Source organism: Micromonospora hortensis (assembly GCF_022230935.1).
GTDB lineage: Bacteria > Actinomycetota > Actinomycetes > Mycobacteriales > Micromonosporaceae > Micromonospora > Micromonospora hortensis.
The window spans coordinates 334,737-355,521 of sequence record NZ_JAKKFE010000033.1 but is presented as its reverse complement, the minus strand read 5'-3'; the positions used below and the strand labels follow the sequence as shown (position 1 = coordinate 355,521).

23 protein-coding genes and 1 pseudogene are annotated in these 20,785 nt (G+C 70.7%); 11 read left to right on the top strand and 13 right to left on the bottom strand.

The window, feature by feature from the left end:
- Nucleotides 1–3: 3 nt before the first annotated feature.
- The gene (locus tag NIE111_RS23765; protein ID WP_238686551.1) at nucleotides 4–1,146 is read left to right on the top strand and encodes a glycoside hydrolase family 53 protein; all 1,143 of its coding nucleotides are present in this window, start codon (nucleotides 4–6) and stop codon (nucleotides 1,144–1,146) included.
- On the top strand, nucleotides 1,134–1,547 hold the full coding sequence (locus tag NIE111_RS23760) for a DUF6221 family protein (protein WP_238686550.1): 414 nt from the start codon (nucleotides 1,134–1,136) through the stop codon (nucleotides 1,545–1,547). The genes NIE111_RS23765 and NIE111_RS23760 overlap by 13 nt, the downstream gene beginning before the upstream one ends.
- Here the strand turns inward: NIE111_RS23760 and NIE111_RS23755 are convergent.
- Nucleotides 1,532–2,926, bottom strand: coding sequence for a GAF domain-containing protein (locus tag NIE111_RS23755; RefSeq protein ID WP_238686548.1), 1,395 nt, complete (start codon nucleotides 2,924–2,926; stop codon nucleotides 1,532–1,534). The genes NIE111_RS23760 and NIE111_RS23755 overlap by 16 nt on opposite strands.
- A 118-nt stretch (nucleotides 2,927–3,044) precedes the next feature.
- Complete coding sequence (locus NIE111_RS23750) at nucleotides 3,045–3,506, bottom strand: MerR family transcriptional regulator (RefSeq protein WP_238686547.1); 462 nt, start codon at nucleotides 3,504–3,506, stop codon at nucleotides 3,045–3,047.
- 37 nt (nucleotides 3,507–3,543) lie between these two features.
- Here NIE111_RS23750 and NIE111_RS23745 point away from each other — a divergent pair, with 37 nt between their 5' ends.
- Entirely contained in the window at nucleotides 3,544–4,467 is a 924-nt protein-coding gene (locus tag NIE111_RS23745) for an SDR family NAD(P)-dependent oxidoreductase (protein ID WP_238686546.1), read from the top strand.
- A 233-nt stretch (nucleotides 4,468–4,700) separates the two neighbouring features.
- On the opposite strand, the gene NIE111_RS23740 is transcribed toward NIE111_RS23745, so the two are convergent.
- On the bottom strand, nucleotides 4,701–5,564 hold the full coding sequence (locus NIE111_RS23740) for a TIGR03620 family F420-dependent LLM class oxidoreductase (protein WP_238686544.1): 864 nt from the start codon (nucleotides 5,562–5,564) through the stop codon (nucleotides 4,701–4,703).
- Between the two features lie 127 nt (nucleotides 5,565–5,691).
- Between NIE111_RS23740 and NIE111_RS23735 the strand changes: the two genes are divergently transcribed.
- Nucleotides 5,692–6,243: a hypothetical protein gene (locus NIE111_RS23735; RefSeq protein WP_238686541.1), complete on the top strand. Its 552-nt coding sequence runs from the start codon at nucleotides 5,692–5,694 to the stop codon at nucleotides 6,241–6,243.
- Between the two features lies 1 nt (nucleotide 6,244).
- Here the strand turns inward: NIE111_RS23735 and NIE111_RS23730 are convergent, their stop codons facing one another.
- Entirely contained in the window at nucleotides 6,245–6,892 is a 648-nt protein-coding gene (locus NIE111_RS23730) for a response regulator transcription factor (RefSeq protein ID WP_238686539.1), read from the bottom strand.
- Complete coding sequence (locus tag NIE111_RS23725) at nucleotides 6,889–7,992, bottom strand: sensor histidine kinase (protein WP_238686534.1); 1,104 nt, start codon at nucleotides 7,990–7,992, stop codon at nucleotides 6,889–6,891. Before NIE111_RS23725 ends, NIE111_RS23730 begins: the two co-directional genes overlap by 4 nt.
- 141 nt (nucleotides 7,993–8,133) lie before the next feature.
- On the opposite strand from NIE111_RS23725, the gene NIE111_RS23720 reads away from it, so the two are divergent.
- Nucleotides 8,134–8,727 (top strand): CDP-alcohol phosphatidyltransferase family protein, encoded by a 594-nt coding sequence (locus tag NIE111_RS23720; protein WP_238686533.1) that lies wholly within the window; start codon nucleotides 8,134–8,136, stop codon nucleotides 8,725–8,727.
- Nucleotides 8,724–9,197, top strand: coding sequence for a VTT domain-containing protein (locus NIE111_RS23715; RefSeq protein ID WP_238686528.1), 474 nt, complete (start codon nucleotides 8,724–8,726; stop codon nucleotides 9,195–9,197). The genes NIE111_RS23720 and NIE111_RS23715 overlap by 4 nt, the downstream gene beginning before the upstream one ends.
- A gap of 13 nt (nucleotides 9,198–9,210) precedes the next feature.
- Here the strand turns inward: NIE111_RS23715 and NIE111_RS23710 are convergent, their stop codons facing one another.
- Both NIE111_RS23710 and NIE111_RS23705 read right to left on the bottom strand, forming a co-directional pair.
- Nucleotides 9,211–9,873, bottom strand: coding sequence for a response regulator (locus tag NIE111_RS23710; protein WP_238686525.1), 663 nt, complete (start codon nucleotides 9,871–9,873; stop codon nucleotides 9,211–9,213).
- Nucleotides 9,861–11,021, bottom strand: coding sequence for a sensor histidine kinase (locus NIE111_RS23705; RefSeq protein ID WP_238686523.1), 1,161 nt, complete (start codon nucleotides 11,019–11,021; stop codon nucleotides 9,861–9,863). The genes NIE111_RS23710 and NIE111_RS23705 overlap by 13 nt, the downstream gene beginning before the upstream one ends.
- Before the next feature lie 131 nt (nucleotides 11,022–11,152).
- Here NIE111_RS23705 and NIE111_RS23700 point away from each other — a divergent pair, with 131 nt between their 5' ends.
- The gene (locus NIE111_RS23700) at nucleotides 11,153–11,554 is read left to right on the top strand and encodes a DUF6069 family protein (protein WP_238686521.1); all 402 of its coding nucleotides are present in this window, start codon (nucleotides 11,153–11,155) and stop codon (nucleotides 11,552–11,554) included.
- Nucleotides 11,555–11,614: 60 nt separating this feature from the next.
- Here NIE111_RS23700 and NIE111_RS23695 read toward each other — a convergent pair whose 3' ends face one another.
- Entirely contained in the window at nucleotides 11,615–12,457 is an 843-nt protein-coding gene (locus tag NIE111_RS23695) for a LysR family transcriptional regulator (RefSeq protein WP_238686517.1), read from the bottom strand.
- A 108-nt stretch (nucleotides 12,458–12,565) separates the two neighbouring features.
- Between NIE111_RS23695 and NIE111_RS32455 the strand changes: the two are divergent.
- Nucleotides 12,566–13,390 (top strand): annotated as a pseudogene (locus NIE111_RS32455) (MFS transporter); the annotation flags it as partial.
- A 303-nt stretch (nucleotides 13,391–13,693) separates the two neighbouring features.
- Here NIE111_RS32455 and NIE111_RS23690 read toward each other — a convergent pair.
- Both NIE111_RS23690 and NIE111_RS23685 read right to left on the bottom strand, forming a co-directional pair.
- Nucleotides 13,694–14,902: an MFS transporter gene (locus NIE111_RS23690; RefSeq protein ID WP_238686515.1), complete on the bottom strand. Its 1,209-nt coding sequence runs from the start codon at nucleotides 14,900–14,902 to the stop codon at nucleotides 13,694–13,696.
- Nucleotides 14,903–14,967: 65 nt separating this feature from the next.
- The gene (locus tag NIE111_RS23685; RefSeq protein WP_238686514.1) at nucleotides 14,968–15,837 is read right to left on the bottom strand and encodes a fructosamine kinase family protein; all 870 of its coding nucleotides are present in this window, start codon (nucleotides 15,835–15,837) and stop codon (nucleotides 14,968–14,970) included.
- A 97-nt stretch (nucleotides 15,838–15,934) separates the two neighbouring features.
- Between NIE111_RS23685 and NIE111_RS23680 the strand changes: the two genes are divergently transcribed.
- The 3 genes from NIE111_RS23680 to NIE111_RS23670 are packed head-to-tail and all read left to right on the top strand — an operon-like array spanning nucleotide 15,935 to nucleotide 17,858.
- Nucleotides 15,935–16,972, top strand: coding sequence for a serine hydrolase domain-containing protein (locus NIE111_RS23680; RefSeq protein WP_238686513.1), 1,038 nt, complete (start codon nucleotides 15,935–15,937; stop codon nucleotides 16,970–16,972).
- Nucleotides 16,969–17,574, top strand: a complete 606-nt coding sequence (locus tag NIE111_RS23675; protein ID WP_238686512.1) for a serine hydrolase — start codon at nucleotides 16,969–16,971, stop codon at nucleotides 17,572–17,574. The genes NIE111_RS23680 and NIE111_RS23675 overlap by 4 nt, the downstream gene beginning before the upstream one ends.
- Nucleotides 17,571–17,858, top strand: coding sequence for a hypothetical protein (locus NIE111_RS23670; protein ID WP_238686511.1), 288 nt, complete (start codon nucleotides 17,571–17,573; stop codon nucleotides 17,856–17,858). Before NIE111_RS23675 ends, NIE111_RS23670 begins: the two co-directional genes overlap by 4 nt.
- On the opposite strand, the gene NIE111_RS32345 is transcribed toward NIE111_RS23670, so the two are convergent.
- From NIE111_RS32345 to NIE111_RS23655, 3 genes are all read right to left on the bottom strand, one after another.
- Nucleotides 17,817–18,671: a DUF4253 domain-containing protein gene (locus NIE111_RS32345; protein WP_238686510.1), complete on the bottom strand. Its 855-nt coding sequence runs from the start codon at nucleotides 18,669–18,671 to the stop codon at nucleotides 17,817–17,819. The genes NIE111_RS23670 and NIE111_RS32345 overlap by 42 nt on opposite strands.
- Before the next feature lie 20 nt (nucleotides 18,672–18,691).
- Nucleotides 18,692–19,279, bottom strand: coding sequence for a DinB family protein (locus tag NIE111_RS23660; protein WP_238686508.1), 588 nt, complete (start codon nucleotides 19,277–19,279; stop codon nucleotides 18,692–18,694).
- An 86-nt stretch (nucleotides 19,280–19,365) separates the two neighbouring features.
- Nucleotides 19,366–20,559, bottom strand: a complete 1,194-nt coding sequence (locus tag NIE111_RS23655; protein WP_238686507.1) for a cellulose binding domain-containing protein — start codon at nucleotides 20,557–20,559, stop codon at nucleotides 19,366–19,368.
- Nucleotides 20,560–20,785: the final 226 nt, after the last annotated feature.

Here is a 20,785-nt window from a genome sequence, read left to right as displayed (position 1 = left end):
CTCGTGAACACACATCCGGCCACACCCCACCGTCGCCGCGCGCGGGCCCTGCTCGGGGCTGTCGCGGTCGGCATCGTCACCGTCGCCACCACGCTCGCCGCTGCGCCCGCGCCCGTCTCCGCAGCGAACACGCTCACCATGCGCGGTGCCGACGTCTCCTCGTTGCAGCGCAGCCTGGATCTCGGCGCCAGGTACTACGACGCCGGTGGGGTAGCCCGCGACCCGCTGGACATCCTGAAGTCGGTCGGCGTCAACTACGTCCGGCTGCGCGTCTGGAACAACCCGATCAGTGGCTACAACAACAAGAGCGCGGTGTTGGGTCAGGCGAGGGCGGCCAGGGCGAAGGGCCTCAAGGTGCTCGTCGACTTCCACTACTCCGACACCTGGGCCGACCCTGGCAAGCAGTACAAGCCAGCCGCCTGGGCCGGCCACAGCCTGAGCCAACTGCGTACCGACGTCTACACCTTCACCTACGACGTCTGCGCCAGCCTCCGGGGGCAGGGCACCCCACCGGACAGTGTGCAGATCGGCAACGAGATCAACGTCGGGATGCTGTGGAACGAGGGCAAGGTCGTCAACAACGACTTCGCCCCGCTGGCCGGGCTGCTGAAGCAGGGCTACAACGCCACCAAGGCGTGCGGCAGCGGCATCCCGGTGATGATCCATACCGCGAACGCCGACAGCAACGCCAACGCCCGATGGTTCTACGACGGCATCCGCGCCCAGGGTGTGCAGTGGGACATCACCGCCCAGTCGTACTACTGCATGTGGCACGGCAGCCTGGCGAACCTCTACAACACCATCGTCGACCTGCGCGGGCGCTACGGCAAGCCGGTGGTGATCGTGGAGACCGCGTACCCCTTCACCCGGAACAACGCGGACAGCGAGCCGAACGCCATCGGCGACGCGACCTGTGACGGCATCAGCGCGACCTGGTCCGGGCAGGCCCAGGAGTTCGACTGGGTCCAGAACACGGCCCGCAACGCGGGTGCCATCGGCGTCTTCTACTGGGAACCGACCTGGTACGCCGTCCGTGGCAACGGCTGGGACCCGGCCAACATCAACGGCACCGGAAATCAGTGGGACAACATGGCCGTCTTCGACTGGTCCGGGCGGGTGAACCCGGGCGTACGGTGGACGCCCTGACCCTGCATCGGACCTGCGGCGACGGTTCCTGGCTCTGCCAAGACCGCTCGGGCAGCGGCCACGATCCGTCGCCGAGCAACTATCGGGCGGCGGACGAGGATCAGCAGGTGCGCGGCTGCCACCTCACCTTCGTCACGAACATGGGCCACGCGTACGTCGACGTGTTTCACCGCTTCGGGAGCGAAGCTCTCCTCGACAGCCAACTACCGATGCTCGACCTGGTCGACATGCTGGCGCGGGAGTACGAGGCGATGGACCCCGGCGACGAGCGCTTCGCCGGTCTCGCGTACGCGCTCCGAGTGCTCGTGCAGTCGTACAACGAGCACCCCGACTACCGCAAGGAGTGGCGCCCGCCCGTAGCTGTTCGGCAGGCGCCCGTGAGCCATCAGCGGTTGAGGTAGGCGGTCAGGCCGCCGAGTTCCTCGCTGGCGATGAACACCGACCGCACGTTGAGGATGGCCTCCTCGACGTGGGCGGGGCAGCCCCACGCCGCGTCACCCCACGAATCGGCGATCTTGACCTCGGCCGGCGCGGTGCACCCGGCGGCGCCGCCGAGCTGGCAGCGCTCGGGGTGCGGCGCGGCGGCCTGCGCGGCCGCGGCGGCACGCATCTGGGTGGCGAGTTCCGCGGCGACGGCGGCGCGCTGCTCGGCCTCGGCGCGTAGTTCCCGCTCCACGCGCAGCACCTTGGCCAGTTCGTCGTTGGCCGCTTTGGCGCGTGCCTCGGCGGCGAGCTTCGCCTGCTCGATGTGGTGGCGTTCGATGGCCAGGGCTGCGGTGCCGGCGAAGAGCCGGGTGAGGGCGAGGTCGGTGTCCTGCGGGATGCGCGGGGTGCGGTGATACATCGCGAAGGTGCCCAACAGGCCGCCGTCGCGGGCCAGGATCGGCGTGGACCAGCACGCCGCCAGTCCGGCCTGGTCGGCCAGGTCCCGGAAGTCGTCCCAGAACGGATCGGTGGCGATGTCGGTAACGATGACTGGTTCCCGCCGGTGCGCGGCGGTGCCGCACGAACCGACACCTTCGCCGGTCGCGATGCCGTCGATGGCCTGGTTGTAGAAGTCGGGCAGGCTCGGCGCGGCGCCGTGGCGCAGGTGCCGGGCGTCGGGATCGGCGAGCAGGACGGAAACCAGCACCTCCTGCGGTGCGAGGTTCTCGATACAGCGGGCCATCCCGTCGAGCACCTCGGTCAGGGGTGCCTGACGGGCGATCTGCTCCAGCAGGGCGCGGTGTTCGGCCATCAGCCGTTGGGCATGCTTGACCTGCGTCGTCTCCACGCCGAGCACACGGATCCCGGTCACGTTGCCGTCGGCGTCCCGACGGGGCTCGTAGGTGAAGTCGAAGAACGCCTCCCGCGCCTGCGGGCCGCTGCCCAGCACGACCCGGACGTCACGGCCGGTGTACGGCTCACCAGTTTGAAAGACCTGGTCCAGGAGCGCGATGAATCCCTGACCGGCCAGTTCGGGCATCAGCTCGGCGATCGCCACCCCGACCCGTGCCCGCTCTTCGCCGATGCTGGCGAAGAACGCCGGGTTCGCCGTCTCCACCAGGTGCGACGGCCCCGCCAGAGACGCGAAGACGGCGATGGACTGCCCGAACAACGCCCGCAGGTCCTCCTCCGCTGCTTGCTCGGCAGCCGCCGAACCCACAGCAGCAGTAGACCGTTGGCCTGGTACGGCGGTCATGGTGTGGGTCTCGCCTCTCGTCTGCGAATACGGGAACGCCGGTGGTGCCACCCGGGCGGTGAGGGTGGCAGTGGTGCGGAGGTGCTTGGCCGAGGCCACCGCCAGTGCAGCGTACCCATCTGCCCGACACTCAGGTCCTACCCACCAACCAGGCACCGCAACCAGGCACTCGAACGGCCACGAGAGCAAGCGAGCCCGGTCCGGCCGGCGGTGTTCGTCAGCCCAACTGAGGTGTGCCCTCTGTCGGGGCGGGCTGGGGTTGCTGTTGCCAGGGATCACCGGAGGCGCCGGCGGCGAGGTGCTGTTCGTAGCTGGCCACTTTGCCGTTGATGAGTTCGAGGGTGTCGTGCAGCTGCGTGAGCTGCTCGGTGATGTGGCGCTGATGTTCGCGAAGCAACGTGAGCCGCTCGGCTTCGTTGCCGCTGCCCTCGCGTACGAGCTGGGCCAGGCGGCTGATCGTGGTGAGCGGCATCCCGGAGGCACGGAACTTCACGCAGTTTGCCAGCCACTCGACGTCCCAGGCGCTGTAGACGCGCCTGCCGGACCTGTCGCGCCGCACCTCGCTGGCTAGCAAGCCCTCACGCTCGTAGAGCCGCAGGGTGTGCACGCTCAACCCGGTGCGCTGCGCCACCTGCCCGATGCTCAGGCCGCCGTCCGCCATGGCCTCGACCGTAGCCATTGACCTAGACCTCGGTCTAGCACCTAGCGTCCGCGGCATGACCAGCGAAACGACCCACACCAGGTTCGGTGCCCACAGTACGGCCGGAGACGTCCTCGCCGGGCTCGACCTCACCGGAAAGACCGCCCTCGTCACAGGCGGCTACTCCGGTCTCGGTCTCGCCACAACCCGCGCGCTCGCCCGAGCGGGCGCTCGGGTCGTCGTCCCAGCTCTCCGTCCGAATGCAGCGCAGCAGGCACTCGCCGACGTACCCGGGGTCGAGGTCGACCAGCTCGATCTCGCCGACCTCACCTCCGTCCGCGCCTTCGCCGTACGGTTCCTCCGCAGCCACCCCGCGCTCGACATCCTGATCGCGAGTGCGGGCATCATGGCCTGCCCCGAAACCCGGGTTGGACCCGGCTGGGAAGGGCACTTCGCGGTCAACCACCTTGGCCACTACGCGCTGACGAACCTGTTGTGGCCCGCGCTCACCGCCCCCGACACGGCTCGCGTCGTCTCGGTGGCCTCCGGGCGCAACCCGGCGTGGCGTATCCGGTGGGACGACGTGCAGTTCGAGCGCGGGTACGACAAGTGGGAGGCGTACACCCAGTCCAAGCTCGCGAACATCCTGTTCGCCCGCCACCTCGACCTGCTCGGCAGGCCGCACCGCGTCCGTGCCTTCTCCGTCAACCCCGGCTGGATCCTCACTGCCCTGCAACGGCACCTCGCAGCCGAGGAGATGGTCGCCGCCGGCTGGATCGACGCTGACCGCACTCCCGCGCCGGGCCTGTTCAAGACCGTCGAGCAAGGCGCGGCGACCCAGGTCTGGGCCGCCACGTCACCCCACCTCGACGCGAACGGCGGCGACTACTGCGTGGACTGCCGCATCACCGACGGCAGCCCCACGGACAGCAGCGAGGCAGCCCGCCTGTGGGCGCTGTCGGCGGACCTGACCGGCCTCGATCTCGTCGGGCGAGTCTGAGCGGTGTCGCGGCCACCAATCTCAACCCTGAAGCGCCGCGGTCAGCAGTTCGCACGTGGCGTCGTAGAAGGCGACCCAGGCATGGCTCGACGATGCCACCAGCCGGTCAGACCCCACCCGTCATCCCGGCACAGCGCCCTTGCCTGCCAGGAGAGCGGTCAGTTGGTGCCGGTCCACATGGTTGACGGCATCCGAGCCGCGACGGCGGCCGACGGTGCCGCGATTTTCGGAGGTCAGATCAGGGCTGCGGCGAGGGCACGGAACGCGTCGGCGGGGAACGCCGTGTCATCGCCGCCGTTGAGCACCTGGATCGCCACCTCGTCCGCGCCGGCCTGGTAGTGCTTCTCCAACCCCGCCACCACCTTCTCGACGCTGCCCCACGGGATCAGGGCGTCGACGAGGCGGTCACTGCCGCCGTCGGCGAAGTCCTCGTCGGTCCAGCCGAATCGCCGCAGGTTGTTTGTGTAGTTCGGCAGTGCGAGATACCCGCTCGTGTACTGGCGGGCGGTGGCGCGCGCGGTGGTGGCGTCCGCGTCGAGGACCACAGCGACCTCGGGGGCGAGCAGCCGGTCGGGCCCGATCGCCGCTCGGGCTTCCGCGGTGTGCTCGGCAGGGACGAAGTACGGGTGCGCCCCGGCGGAGCGGTCGCGGGAGAGTTCGAGCATTCGCGGGCCCAGTGCCGCCAGGATGCGTCGCTCGGGCGAAAGCCCGGCCGCGTCGAGGCCGTCGAGGTACTGCACCATCCGCGAGTACGGCTTGCGATAGTCGGTGCCGCCACTTTCCACCACCACCGCGTGGCTGGCGCCGAGACCGAGCAGGAACCGGCCGGGATGCGCCTGCTCCGCGTCCTGAGCGAACGCCGCCGCCTCGGGTGGCGATGAATGCCAGATGCTCAGAATTCCGGTGGCGACGCCGATGCGCGTGGTCCCGTCCAGGAGTTCCCGGAAACGGCTGGCGACGTTCTCGCCGAAACCCCCGGAGAACCAAATACGTGAGAAGCCGAGATCCTCCAACTCGGTCGCGGCGTCGATGGCCGCGCCCCGACTCTCGCTAGCAAGGAAGAACGGTTGCCACACGCTGACGAGTCGTTGTGCCATACGGCAACCCTACGACCGATCGGCCGCGACCGCGTCAGCTAGCGCTCCCGAGCCCGATCTGATCTGACCGGGCCGTCGGCAGAGTCCGTGGCCCCTAACCCGAGGCGATCCACGGTAGCCTCGCGGCATGGGATCAACCTCGTCGATGACCATGCGGCTCAGCCTGATGTGGATATCGACGGTGCTCCTGCTTGTGCTGTTCGCGCACGGACTGCGTGTCGAGTACCTGCCGATCGAGGCGCTAACCGGCAGCGTCTGGGCCGCACTCCTCGGCACGGGCGCAATCCTGTCGAGCAGGTTGGCCAGGTGGGGGCACGGCAAGAGTGCCACCGTGCTGCTGTGCGTTGCGGCCCTGGTTGCCTGCGATGTGGCGGTCGTCGTCGACAGTGCGTTGATCTACGACGGGGCCGGTTATTGGACGCTCAACGGTGGTGTCGGCCTGCCGTACTCATACGCACCGTTGTGGTATCCGGCCTCGCTGCTGCCGTGGTCCGATGTCTTCGGCATCGACCAGACGGCCATCACGGCGGGCGATCTCGAGTGGCAGGCCGAGCACGTCGCTCCTGTGGCAGTGGTGCTGACCATCGCGTCGGCCCTCTTCATCGCCTTTGTGGCGAAGGGGCTGTTCGGGGGTTGGCAGGCCAGCCCGCAGCGTCGGCTGGTGCGCACCGATCCCTGACTCACGGCGTCAGGCCGGCCTGGATCGCCAGAATGGCGGCCCGTACGCGGTCGCGGCTGCCGGTCTTGGCCAGCACGTTTGTCACGTGGGTCTTGACGGTGCTCATGGACAGGTAGAGGCGCTCGGCGATCTCGTTGTTGTTGAGCCCGGCGCCGATCAGGGCGAGCACGTCGGTCTCCCGAGCGGTGAGCTGGTAGGCCGCCAACTCCACGCGGGAGGCAGGCCCGGTCGCGCGGACTCGGTCGAGCACGGCGCCGGTGACCTCGGCGGAGAGGACCGCCTCGCCGGCAGCGACGGTGCGCACAGCGGCGATCAGGTCGCGGGCGCTGGACCGTTTGAGCAGGAACCCTCGTGCTCCGGCGGCGATGGCGTCCAGGACGTAGGCGTCGTCGTCGAAGGTGGTGACGACGATGACAGCGGGGGCGTGGGGAATCGTGGCCAGCTCGCGGGTGGCTTGCAGGCCGTCGAGCACCGGCATGCGGATGTCGACGAGGGCGACGTCGATGCGGGAGTCGCGACGTACGGCGTCGAGGAACTGCCGGCCGTCGGCGGCCTCGGCTGCTACCTGGATGTCGGGTTGGGACCGCAGGATCAGGCTGAAGCCGTCCCGGACCAGCTCCTGGTCGTCGGCGATAGCGACGCGGATCATCTGGTCGCCACCGGCAGGTCGGCCTGCACCACGGTGCCGCCGCCGGGGCGCTGGCTCAGCTCCCAGCTCCCGCCGCGCGCGGCGACGCGCTCCCCGATGCCGAGCAGGCCCGAGCCGCTCGTGGGTGCCCGGGGCGGCCCGACGCCGTCGTCGCTGATCCGCAGGCGGGCGTGGTCGCCGACGCGGACCAACTCGACCCAGGCCTCCCTGGCCTTCGCGTGGCGGGCGATGTTGGTGAGGGCCTCCTGGGCGATGCGGTAGGCGGTCAACACACCGATCTCGTCCAGGCCCGGCTCCGGGTCCAGTTGGACCCGCACCGTCACGCCCTGCTGGCGCAGCGGCTGGGCGAGCAGCTCGTCGATGTCGGACAGGCGCGGCGGGGCGCTCACCGCGATCGACGCGTCCGGATCGCGCAGGTGCACGACGAGCGTGTCCAGCTCACTCAGTGCGGTGCGGCCACTGCCCGCGATCGCCCGCAGCGCCGCGCCCGGGTCGTCACTGAGCTGCCCCGCCTCGGCCTGCACCACCATCGCGGTGACGTGGTGGCCGACCACGTCATGCAGCTCACGGGCCAGATTGGTGCGCTGTTCGAGCCAGGCGGCCTGGCCGCGCAGGTCGTCCGTCTCCCGGGTCAGGGCACGGCCGCGTGACCACGACCGCATCAGGATCGCCAGCAGATAGCCGGCCGTCACGAAGAAGAACGGCTGCTCGTACACCCCGCGCTCGTTCAACAGCGCGGTGGTGAGGGCGCCGGCCGCGCCGATCAGGCCACCCACCCACCCCAGCCACGGGTGTCGGGCCGGATCCTCGCAGACCGAGACGAACACCAGGCCGGCGGCCGCGAGGCCCAGCTGTACCGACTCGCCGGTGCTCACGATCGCCACGAACCCCGCGCAGACCGCGAAGACCGCGGTTCGGTAGCGGGGGCGCAGCGCCGTGGCCCCGAGGCCGACAGGCAGCACCAGCCACGCCCAGCCGGCCGGGACGGACACGCCGTCCTCGACTGTGGTGACCACGGCGGCGATGATCAAACCAACCGCAGCGTACGCGAGCCGGCGCACTCGCTCGGGGTCGCGCAACCGTTCGCGGATTCCAGTCATCACCCGCACAGTCTCCGCGACCAGCCGGAAGGCCGGCCAGTACCCAGGTACCGGATCGGCCGGCACCCCGGTACCGCCCTCGGAACCACTTCGGCACCCTGGCACGTTCCGCGAAAACGCCTGCCGGACGACTCTGCGGAGGTGACTCTCGTCGACTCCCGCGCCGCCATCACCGTCGGCCCGCTTCGTACGGTTCCCAACTACATCACCGCCGTTCGCACGGTCGCCGCCGTCACCGTCGGTATCGTGGCCCTCGTCTCCGGATCGGTGGCATTGATGGCGGTATCGTACGGTATCTACTGGCTCGGTGACGTGCTCGACGGCTGGGCCGCCCGCCGGCTCGGACAGGAGACCCGGGCCGGGGCCGTCTTCGACATCGTGAGCGACCGCGCCTGCACCGCCGTACTCTGCGTGGGCCTGGTCTCCCTCGTGCCGGACGTCGCCGTCGTGGCGGTGGTCTTCCTGCTCTCGTTCCTGGTGCTGGACACCATGCTGTCGCTGGCGTTCCTGTGCTGGCCGGTGCTCAGCCCCAACTACTTCCACCTCGTCGACCGGCGGGTGTGGGCGTTGAACTGGTCGCCAGTGGCCAAGGTCGCCAACACCGCCGGGGTCATCGGCGCCATCGCGTTCGGGCAGTACCTGCTCGCGCTGGGCGTCGCCGTCACCGTCGTCGTGGTCAAGCTGTGGTCGGTCGCAGCGGTGGTCCGGCTGCTCGAACGGGACGGCCGGGCATGAGCAGCCTCGCCGAGGCGGTGGTGGCGCTCGGCTACGGTGTCGCTTCGGCGCTCGTCCCGATCGTCAACGCCGAGGCCTTCGCCGTGGTCGCCGGGCAACGCGGCGGCCACGCTCTCGTCGCCGTGGTGGTCGCCCTGGCGCTCGGGCAGACCGCCGGCAAGCTGCTGCTGTTCGAGTCGGCGCGTCGCGGGTCGGGGCGCCTGGCCCGCAGGGTCGCGAAACGGAGAAAGTCAGGGCGCGCGTCGGCTCGGGCCGCGCGGTGGACCGAACCGATCCGACGCTGGCTCTCCCGCCGCCGCACCGCCCTACCGACGGTGTTGGCCTCCGCCGCGGTGGGGGTTCCACCGTTGGCAGTCGTCAGCCTCGCCGCCGGCACCGCGGGCCTTCGACGCTGGGAGTTCGCCGTCGCCTGCCTCTCCGGGCGGGTGATCCGTTTCGCAGTGCTCGTCCTGCCGGCGGTGCTGGCCTGACCCCGGTTCCCGGTCAGAGGAGCCGACCGTCGTGGGCGAGCAGGGCGATCTGGGTGCGGTTGTCGAGATCCAGCTTGGTCAGGATGTGCGACACGTGGGCCTTCACCGTCGTCACGCTCATCAGCAGCTCGCTGGCGATCTCGGCGTTGGAGCGCCCCTGGGCGATGGCCAGCACGACGTCGCGTTCCCGGGGTGTGAGCACTGTCAACCGCTCGTGCGCCTGCTCGTAGGACTCGGCCCCCGACGCGACCCGCTGCATCAGGCGGCGCGTCACGCCCGGAGACAGCATCGGGTTGCCGGCCGCCACCGCGCGGACCGCCCGACTGATCTGCTCGGGCGGGGTGTCCTTGAGCAGGAAGCCGCTCGCGCCGGCGCGGAGGGCCCGCACCACGTGCTCATCGGTGTCGAACGTGGTGAGCACGATGATCTCGGGTGGCCGGTGGCGGCGGCGCAGGCGCTCGGTGGCGGTGATGCCGTTGACGCCGGGCATCCTGATGTCCATCAGCACCACGTCGGGCAGGTGCCGGTCCACCGCAGTGATCGCCGTGGCGCCGTCGGCGGCCTCGCCCACCACGACGATCCCGTCGGCGCCGTCGAGCATCAGCGTGAGCATCCCCCGTACGAGGGGATCGTCGTCGACGATGACGACCCGGATCGGACCCGTCACGTCGGCCACGGCAGCCACGCGGTGAGGTGGAACCGGCCCGCGGCGTCGACCTGGTGGGCGACCCGACCGCCGGTGAGCGCAGCCCGTTCGGCGAGGCCGATCAGGCCGGTACCGGCGCTACCGGTGGCACCGCTGTCGGGCGTGGTCGGGTTGCTCACCGCGATGCTCAGGCCGGAGCCGGGCGCGCCGCCGAGCACCAGCCGGACCGGCTGACCGGCCGCGTGCTTGCGGGCGTTGGTCAGTGCCTCCTGCGCGATCCGGTACGCGGTGCGGCCGACCGTCGGGGGGATCTCGACCGACGGGCCGAGCGGGTCGTCGACCTCGATCTGTTGCCCGGCGGCCCGCGCCTCGTCCACCAGGCGCGGCAGGTCGGCGAGGGTCTGCCCGGGTGGTGTGTCGGTGGGCGACTCGGTGTCGTCGCTGCGCAGCAGGGTGATGACCTCGCGCAGCTCGTCGAGGGCGTGGTGTGCGCTGGCCCGGATCACCCCGGCGGCCGCGCTGAGCCGCTCGGGCGGCGCGTCCGGCCGGTACTCCATCGCGCCGGCGGCCGCCGCCAGCAGGGACAGCCGGTGGGCCAGCACGTCGTGCATCTCCCGCGCGATCCGGTTGCGCTCCGCCGCCCGCGCCTCGTCGACCCGCCGCTCCTGCTCCTGCTCGGCCCGTCGGGCGCGGTCCCGCAGCGCGGCCAGCAGGGCGTTGCGGGCCTGCGCCCAGGTGCCCCAGCCGAGCAGGGCCGCGTAGGCGATCGTCATCAGCACCAGCCGCCACCCGTACGTCAGGCTGGGCACCGGCCGCCAGAGCGCCTGCGCCGCCTCGCCCGCCACGCCGACCGCCGCCACCGCCGCCGCCTGCCGAAACGGCCGGTTGCGGGCGACGAACAGCACCGCGAAGCTGGCCACCGGCGTGGCCACCGGAGACAACGCGACGAGCAGGCCGGCCAGCACGCCACCGACCTGCGGGCGGCGGACGACCACCGGGACGAGGGCCAGGGCGGCCACCGCCAGCGCGACGTCGACGCCGACCAGGCCGGCGGAGCTGGACCGGGTGGCCGACCACAACATGGTCGCGACGAGGACGCCGATCGCCACTGTCGTCACGACCACCGGAACGGAACGCCACGTCCGCGGCGGCTCGACCTCGCACGTCGCCGCATCCACATGGCGCACGCTACTGGGCTCGCGGTCGGCCGGACCACCTCCTTTGGTAGTACGCCGACGCGCCGGCGGACGTACCCGCCGCGGCGTCTGGACCGACGCGTCCGGCCCGGCCCGGTCCACAGACTCAGACCATGACGAACAACCTTTTCCTGGGACGGGCCGCTGTGGCGGCCGGCGCGATAGTGGTGTCGGTTGTCGAGTACGTGCTCCTGCACGTGGCGGCCGGCGTCGACCTGGCGGTCAGGTCCGCGAACTCGACCCGGCAGGTCACTGTGGCCGCGGTCATCGTGGCCACCACAGTCGCGGCGCTGGCCGGCTGGGCGCTGCTCGCGGTGCTGGAACGCCGTACCAACCGTTCCCGCGTCTGGTGGACCTCGACAGCGGTCGCCGTCCTGCTGCTGTCACTCGTGATTGGGCCGCCGAGTGGCGTCGGCGGGGGAGCGAAGGTGACCCTCGCACTGCTGCACCTGAGCGTCGGCGTCATCCTCATCATCGGCCTGCCCCGGTCGCGCCCGGAGAGGGCGAGCCGATGACCACGCTGACCGTCCGCGAACAGGACGGGGTCTTCGTCCTCGGGGCTCCGGGCCAGGTGCTCAGACGATGCGACGGAGCACCGTCTCCACGGCGTCGATGAGCGGATCACCATCGGTCCGCGGGTGCCGGGCGAGACCGAACTCGACGTCCGGCAGGACGGGCAGGGCAGCCGTGTCACGGCAGATCATGACCGGTTCGAGGTTCGCGGGCATAAGCGCCGCCACGCCGAGCCCGGCCCGTACCGCGGCGAGCACCCCGACCAGGCTGTTGCTCTCGAAGGCCACCCGCCAACGTCGATCGGCACGCTCTAGCGCGTCCAGCACCGACGTACGCCAGGAGCACGGGTTGGAGAACAGCACCACCGGCAGCGGATCGGCGCTCACGTCCACACCCTGCCCGGTCGCCCAGACCAGCGGGGCGCGCACCGTCCAGCGCGGCGGCCCGGGAATGTCCGGTACCGCGTCGAGCACGAGGTGCACGCGGCCCGCGTCGTAGGCCTCCCGCATGGCGGCGTTGGAGCAGCTGAGCACCTCCAGCGTCGCCCCGGGATGCAGCCGGGCGAGGTCGGCGAGGGCCTGCGGAAGGTGGGCCGCGGCGAGGTCTTCGAGCAACCCGACGCCACAGTGGCCGGTGAGCGCGCGTCCGGTTTCGGCGAGTGCCTGTGCGGAGAGCGAGAGGATGCGTTCGGCGTACGGCAGGAGTTCTTCGCCCGCCCCTGTCGGCGACACACCGGACGACGACCGGTGCAGCAGCGGACGACCGACGACGCCTTCGAGCTTGCGTAGCTGCTGGCTGAGACCGGGCTGGGTCTGCCCGAGAGCGGTAGCGGCACGGCTGATGCTGCCCTCCCGCACGGCGGCGACGAACGACCGCAGCAGGGCGGTCTCCAGGTCCCTTGCCATAAGCAGTCATTATGCCAGCCTCAACGAAATGGCGTCTTCTTATGACGTACGGGCGGAACTAGCGTCAACCGGGTGACCAGCTACCGGCAGGTGCTCGCCGTGCCAGGGATGGCACCGCTGCTGGGTGTCTCGTTGCTCGCCCGCACCGCGATAACGGCCGACGTGATGGCGCTGACCCTCGTCGTCGTCCTCGGCCTGGAGCTGAGCTACGCGGCAGCCGGTGGGGTCGCGGCGGCCCTGACGGCTGGAGTGGCGCTGGGCGGGCCGCTGCTCGGCCGCATGATCGACTCGCGGGGCCTGCGCCTCGTCCTGCTGGTGACCGCCACCGCGCAGGTCGTGTTCTGGCTGGGCGTGCCCGTCCTGCCGTACGGGTTCCTGCTGGTCGCCAGCTTCGCGGCGGGCCTGTTGATGGTGCCGGCCCAGGCGGTGAGCAGACAGGCGATCGCCGCGATGACGACGGCGCAGCAGCGCCGGGCCGCGTTCGCGCTGGAATCGGTGCAGGGCGAACTGTCGTACATCGTAGGGCCCGCGGTGGTGATCCTGGGCGCGGCGACGGTGTCCCCCGACGTGGTGGCGTGGGGGGTCGGCGCCGCGATCCTGGCCGGCGGTGTCGGCATCGCCGTGCTCAACCCACCGATGCGCGCCCAGGACGAGGTGGACGCCGCCGCTGCGGAACGACCCCCACGCCGGCAGTGGCTGGACGCCAGGATGATCGCCGTGCTGACGATGGCGTTCGGGACGACGACGCTGCTCAGCGGCGTCGACCTCGCCATCGTCGCCACCCTGCGGGAGGCAGGTCAGGTGTCCTGGGCCGCCGTGGTCGTCGTGGTGTTCGGTGTCTCGTCGGTCATCGGCGGGCTGATCTACGGCGCGTTGACCCGGCCACTGCCCACCTGGCTGCTGCTCGCCCTGCTCGGCCTCGTGACGATCCCCGCCGGCCTGGCCCACGAGTGGCAGTGGTTGTGCGTGGCCGTCGTCGGCAGCGGACTACTCACCGCGCCGACCCTTGGCACTGTGGCCGACGCGGTGAGCCGCCTGGCGCCGCCCGGTGTGCGCGGCGAGGTGACGGGTCTGCAGTCGTCGGCGCAGAGCGCCGGTTTCGCGCTCGGAGCCCCGCTGGTCGGCGTGGCGATCGACCTCTCCGTGCCGGCGGGCGGTTTCGCGACGGCCGGCCTTGCCGGGCTCGCCGCCGCGGGCACCGGATACCTGCTGTCCCGCCGCTCACCCGCACGGACGTCAGTGCGGTCCTACCACCCGGGCCGGGGCGACGGTCGGCTCCGGCGCGACGACGCGGCCGCGACGCGCGTCCACGGCGAGCAGCGTGAGCGCGGCCAGCGCCAGCAGCCCGCCCGCGAGCGCCAGCGGGCGTGCCCCCGAGGTGGGCAGGAGGGCGCCGCCGAGCAGTGATCCGCCGGCGATGCCGGCGTTGAAGGCGATACTGACTCCGGCCGACGCGATGTCGGTGCTGCCCGGGGCCAGGTGCAGCATCCGGTTCTGCACCGCGGAGCCGAACGCCGCGTACGCGAGGCCGATCCCGGCGAGAAGCGCGACCACACCTGGCTTGAGCGCGCCGAGCGCGTACAACCCGAGCAGCGAGGCAGTGCCGATGCTCAGCGGCGTCAGCAGCGAAGCGATCGGTCGGGTGTCCAGAGTCCGGGCCGCGACCAGGGTCCCGACGACGCCGGCCGCGCCGGAGACGAACAGCAGCGGCGCCAGCACCGCGTCGGCGAAGCCGCTGACGTCGAGCAGGAACGGTGTCACGTAGGTCTGCAGGGTCATGAAGCCGCCGATGCCGAGGGCGGTGGCGATCAGCAGGACGGCGAAGCGCCGCCCGTCCGGTGCGGTGCCCCGGGCGGCGCCGCCGGCGGCCGGGGGATAGGAGGGAAGAAGGAGCAGCACAGCGGCGGCGATCGCCACACCGATACCGGCCAGCACCGCGAACGCCGCGCGCCAGCCGGCTTGCTGCCCGAGCCAGGTGCCGAGAGGTACGCCGAGCACCGGGGCGAGCGTCGCCCCGGTCGCGAACAGCGCCACCGCCCGACCGCGCACCGCGACCGGGAACGGACCGATCACTGTCGCCGTGGCGACGGACCAGAACAGCGCCTGGGCGAGGGCGGTCACCAGGCGGGTGCCGGCCAGCACGGCGTACGTCTGCGCGAGCGCGGCGGCGGCGTTCGCGGCGGCGAACAGGAACATCGTGACGCCGAGCAGATGCCGCCGGGGGACCCGCTGAGTCAGTCGGGTCAGCGGCACTGACGCCAGCACCACCACGACTGCGTACCCACTGACCAGCAGGCCCACCTGTGAGCGGGACCGGTCCAGATCGGGTGCGATGCGGGTCAGCAGACCGACTGGCAGCAGCTCGGTCGTGATGAACGCGAACGCGGCGAGGGAGAGCGTGACGAGCACGGCCCTGGCCCTTCGCGGCGACACCTCCGGTGTCATGGCCCACCCCCCATTCCAGGGGGTCACCGTAATGGAGGGCCCGACCCCTCGCGCCGCGCGTGTGGTCAGGATCGCGTTCGGAACGGGGCCAGGACGGCGCGGATCTGATCGGCCGCGCCCCAGTCGTCGTCGAACTGAGCCAGCACCGCGAGGTGTTGTCGTAGCTGGATGACCGGCATCCGGGCCTCCCAGTCGGCGTCGAGCGAGGTCAGCTCGGCGTAGACCTCGAACATCCGTCGCGCCTCGGGCGGGGGCGAGGTGGACCACACGTGCGCGAGGTCGACCTCGGCCCACACGTACGACACGGCCGGGTCGATCAGCGCCGGCTCTCCGTCCGCGGTGGCCAGGACGTTCTGTGCCCACAGGTCGCCGTGCGTCAGACACGCCGGACGCTCCGGCAGCAGGTCGGGCAGCCGGTCGCAGAGCCGTTCCAACGCCGACCGGTCCTCCGCGTCTAGCGCCGCCTCGACGCGCGGCTCGTCGAGCCAACGCAGCAGCCGGTGCTCTGCGAAGAAGGCGAAGCCGTCGTCGTTCCACGTGTTGACCTGGCGGCGACGGCCCAGCCAGTTGTCGCGGTGCCAGCCGAAACGGGGATGGGTGGTGCTCAGGTGCAGGCGGGCGAGCAGGTGTGCGAACTGCTCCCAGAAGGCCTCGCTGCGCGGCCTCTCGCTCAACACCGACAACACCAGGACGTCCCGATCCGCCAGGATCACCTCGGGTGTCGCCACACCGCCCAACTCGCCCAGGGCGGCCAGCCCTTCGGCCTCGGCGACGAAGACGTCGTCGGCCGGGGGGTCGTCGAAGCCCTTGACGAACACCGGTGGGGCATCCCGGCGCGTGGCGATGCCCGCGAGAGCCGCGAGCCCGCCGGTCACCGGCTGCACCGAGACGACCTCACTCATGCCGGCCAGGTGCAGACGCTCCAGCAGGGTCACCTGACGCTCCTCAGGTCTGGCGTACGAGGTCGCCCGATCCTATGTGCCTGGTCATGGCTCGCCCCGCCGGTGGTGGGGGTGTTGGACACTGCTGGGCATGGGTGACGTGTCGGTGGATCAGCAGCGGCTGGAGCGGATCGTCCGGGAGTTCGGCGCTCGGTGGACGACGGCCGCCGCCGACATCGAGACCTACCAGGCGGCACAGGTCTCCGACGCCAGTCACCGCGAGGTGGTCGGTCCGCTGCTTGCTGCCAGTGGGGCCAGTGGAGTTGTCCGGGTCGGAAATCGGGAGGTCGCGGCCTGGGGCGACCCGGACGTCCCGGAGATGGCGTTCAGCGTCACCAAGTCGGTCGTGTCGGTGGTGGCCGGCCTCGCTTTCGACGACGGGCTGTTGGTGCCGGACCAACCGGTGCACCAGGTCGTCGACGTTCCCGAGTTCCGGGGGCCGCACAACGAGCAGATCACCTGGCGTCATCTGTTGCAGCAGTCGAGCCAGTGGGAGGGCGAGCTGTGGGGTAAGCCGACGGCCGTCGACGCGCAGAGCTTCCGCGAGCGGACCGAGGTGCACGGCACACCCCCGGGCCAGGGATGGGCGTACAACGACGTACGGATGAACCTGCTCGCGTACGCGCTGACGCTGCTGCTTCGCAGGCCGCTGCCGGAGGTGCTACGGGAGCGGATCATGGACCCGGTGGGCGCCTCCGACCGGTGGTCGTGGCACGGGTACCGGACGAGCGTCGTCGACCTCGACGGCCGCCGGGTCGAGGTGGTCTCCGGCGGCGCGCACTGGGGCGGGGGACTGATCGTCCCGGCCCGGGACCTGGCCCTGATCGGGCAGCTCTTCCTGGACCGGGGGACCCGTGCCGGGACCCGGCTGCTCAGCGCCGAATGGGTCGACCAGTCCTGGGCCCCGTGCCCGGTCAAACGGGAGTACGGCTATCTGTGGTGGCTCAACGATGAGCAGGTGCCGTGGCCGGGAGCCCCGACGACCGGCCGCAGCGCCCGGGGCAACGGCGGACGACACCTGCTGTGGGTCGACCCGGCCCGGGAACTCGTCCTCGCCTCCCACTGGACCGAAGAACCGCTCGATCTGATCCGGGAGGTCTCCCGTAGCGTCACGAGCCGCACCGGTTGACGGGAGTTGATCCACCGGTAGGTGCGGTCGACAATCGACAGCTGCTGGCGCACACTGCCGGCCTGTCCGACACCTGGTACCGCGGCTACGCCGCAGATCGCGCCCCGTCGCTGTTGCAGGTCCTGCAAGGCAGCGGCACGACGACCACTCCACCGGTCCGGCCGACAGTGTTGCCGGGTAGCCGCTTCCGCTATTCGGGCAGCCACTACTCGGTGCTCCAGCAGCTCATGGTGGACGCGACCGGAACCCCGTTCGAGGACCTCCTGCGAACTCTGGTGCTGGACCCGCTGGCCATGGCCGACAGCAGCTTCGACCAGCAGTTTCCGCACCAGCGACCGGATCAGGTGGCGCATGGCCACCACGGCGGCGGCACGAGGATTCCGGACGGCTGGCGAACGAAGCGCCGAGCGTCGGCGTTTCGGACACACCGGGTCGAACGTCGGCTACACCTGCTTCTCCTACGTGTGGCCCGACAGCGGCGCCGCCGTCGCGGCGATGACCAACTCCGAGGATGGCTGGGAGCTGCTGGTCAGCGTCCGCGCCGCCGTGGACCGTCGGTACGCCATCACGAGGATCACCCCCCGCGCCGCCTGCCGACGTGACGGGCCGCTACGTCCTGCGCGACGACTACCCGATCGACATCGCCCTCACCGACGGCCAACTGACCTTCGCCGCCTCGACCCAGCAACCGGTTGTCCTGCTGGCGGAGCCGGACGGTAGCTACCGACACCCGGACCTCGATCTGGAGATTCGGTTCGTCCGGAGCGATGATCAGCCCTTTGTCCTCGAACTACGTCAGGAAGGGGTCACACAGACCGCGAGGCCAGTAACCGAGCCACGTCCGTCAGGGCCGATTGTGGATGAACCACGCGTCACCGGCCGGTAGGGCGACGGCGACCTCCCATTGGCTCAGTTCGAGGTCCGGAGCGAGCGCCTTGAGCTGACCAGCGGCAGCCCACGCCTCGTCACCCGGCGTCGGGCGACGGCCCACCTGAAACTGGAGCATGGTGTCCCACGACGCGACCAGGCGGGCGTCCCACCGGTGCCGCCACTGGGCCAGTACCTCGGCGAGCCGCTGGCGGTCCTCCTCGGTGAGCGCACCGTAGAAGTCAACCCAGTACGCCGAGCCGCGGACGTCACTGGTCGGCAGCAGCATGAGCAGGACGCTGTCCGGCGTGTACCAGTAGTCGGTCTGCGTCACGAGCCGCACGTTGCCAAGCACCTGGGCGTGCAGGTCGGCGTCGGCGAGCAGCCGGTCGTACAGCGCCCGCTCCAGCACCGGGAGTGAGGTCGGCAGCGCCACATCAGGCATCAGGGCGGTCAGGTCGACGCCGGTCGTACCACGCGCGTAGAACTCGATCTCGTCCTCGTCGACCTGTTGGTCCTCGCTGTAGTGGCGGTAGGTCAGCCAGGGGTCGGACGATGCCGCCACGTCCACGAAGGCGCGCAGCTCCGACTCCGACGGACCCTGCTCGGGCTCGGACCGGATCGTCAGTGCGTCGTCGAAGTCGTCGGTGACCATGACCGGCCGGCGTCCGATGACCGGCACCAGCGCCTCGGCGGCCCGCCAGACCTCGTGCAGACGGTCGGGGTCGACGTCGGCGACGAGGATGGTGCCCGACGGGCCGTGCCCGAGCGGCAGGCCGGCCAGTGGCGTGCCCAGGAAAGCCGCTTCGATCTGGGGGAGGTCGTCTCGCACGCCGACAGTCTTGCCGATCATCAGAACTGGTCGGCCAGCTTCGTCAGCTTGCTGACGTAGGCCGGCCAGTCGTAGTCGTCGGGGATGTTGGTGTTGGTCCGCCGGAGGCCGATCGCCGCGTCGTGCTGTTCGCGCATGATGTCGACGTGACCTGCGTGCCGGGCGAGATCGCAGGTCACGTGGATGATGATCCGTTGTAGCGTCACGTCCTGCCGACCTGGCCGCCACCACGGCACCCGCCCCGGCGCGTCGAGGGGCAACTGGTCGATCGTCTGGTCAACGAACGCGCCAACCCGGCGATACAGGTCGATCAGCCCGTCCTTCGTCTCGTCCTCACGGGCGTACCAGTCCGCCTGCGGGTCCTCGTCGTACGCCGCCAAGGGGACCAGCTCGTCGGGCGTCGGGAATTCGCGACCGAAGGTGGGCCCGAAGTAGCCGGCTTCGACGTTGAGGCAATGCTTGAGCGCACCCAGCAGGTTGTTGCCGGTCGCCGTGCGGGGCAGCCTGACCTCCCGTTCGCTGAGCCCGTCGAGCTTCCAGACGAGGTTTTCGCGGCTTTCCCGGAGGTAGTGGTGAAGCGCGGCCTTCGCATCGCTCAGATCAGCCATGCGCGCCAGTCTTCCCTATCGGCCGTGCCTCGGTGGGCCGGTGCCGGGGCACCGGCCCACCGAACGACTCGATCTGCCGGGGGGCGTCAGTTTCCGGTGCAACTCGCTGTGGTTCCGCTGCCGCTGCCGGTGCCCTGGAAGCCGAAACTGGTGGCCTGACCTGCGGCCAATCGCCCGTTGTAGCTCTGGTTGGCGACCGTGATGGTCCCGCTGGTGCCGCTGCTGACCCCGTTCCAGAGCGAGCTGACCGACGCGCCGCTGGGCAGGGTGAGGGTGACCCGCCAGCCGGTCAGGGCTGTTGTTCCCGCGGTGACGCTGACGTTGGCGACGAATCCGCCGTTCCACTGGTCCTGGACGGAGTAGACAGCGGTGCAGCCGGTGGTACCGGTCGGCGGCGCCGTGGTGGGAGGCGGGGTGGTGGGAGGCGGGGTGCCGTCGTCGAGCGTCAGGTTCTTCTGCTGGACGCTCCACTGGCTGCTACACAGACCGCAGTCGGCGCCGACGAAGGTGCGGCCGGCGGTGGTGTCGCCCTTCAGGCGCCACTTGAGGTAGAGAGTCGCCACCCGGCCGAACTCTCCGCCGTTGGCCTGGTCGTAGGTGCCGCCATGCCCGACGTTCAGGTTGCCCATGAAGGCGGGCAGACCCGCGGGCAGCTTGCCCCAGTCGTCAATGGCGTTCGGGTAGGCGATGTCGCTGGGCCCACCGACGAAGTAGGCGATCGGCTTGGTCAGTCTCCTGAGCTGGTAGTCGTCGGCGTCGTTCAGCAGACCGCTGCTGAAGATGCCGGTCGTGGTGACGCGCGGGTCGTTCGAGACGGCGTACGCCTCCAGGCCTCCGCAGGAGAAACCCGCCACAGCGACCTTGCTCGTGTCGATCTTGTTGTAGTACTTGCTGCCCTGCCGGGAGTTCTCCGCGACCGCCCAGTCGATGGACTGGGTGAGCATCTGGGAGGTGGTGGAGCCGGACCCGTTCGGGGCGCCGTTGGCGATGGCGAGGAAGCCGTGGGAGGCGATCTCGCGGAGGAAGTTGCCCTGGGAGAGTCCGTTGGCCGAGCAGCCGCCGTTGCCCCACACGACGATGGGCAGGCGTTCGGACGGGAGGGTCTGCGGCCGGAAGATGGTGTGGTTGGCCAGGGTGGCCGAGGTTTCGTAGTCGGCGGGGTAGGGGCCGGAACCGCCGATCGCGGCGGACGCCGGTGTCCCGCCGAGTGCCATGATCACGGAGGTGACCGGAACGATGGCGGCCAACAGCCCCGCGTAGATCTTTGCTCGCCTTCTCATTGAGTCCTCCAGGAACAGTCACTGTGGCCCTCCCAACGGTGGCGGTGGTGTCACTCGCGCCCCGACGAGAGTGCTCGGCGCTGGCCACGGGTGTGGTCGACGTCGGCGCGTCGCCGCCTGAGCGGCGGCCGTGCCCTCGGCCGCCACTGCCCGCCTATTCAGCGCCGGCGACCGCCCGGCCGCGGTCCCTGCAGGCGCTCCGATGGGAGCTGTATGCAGTTACTAT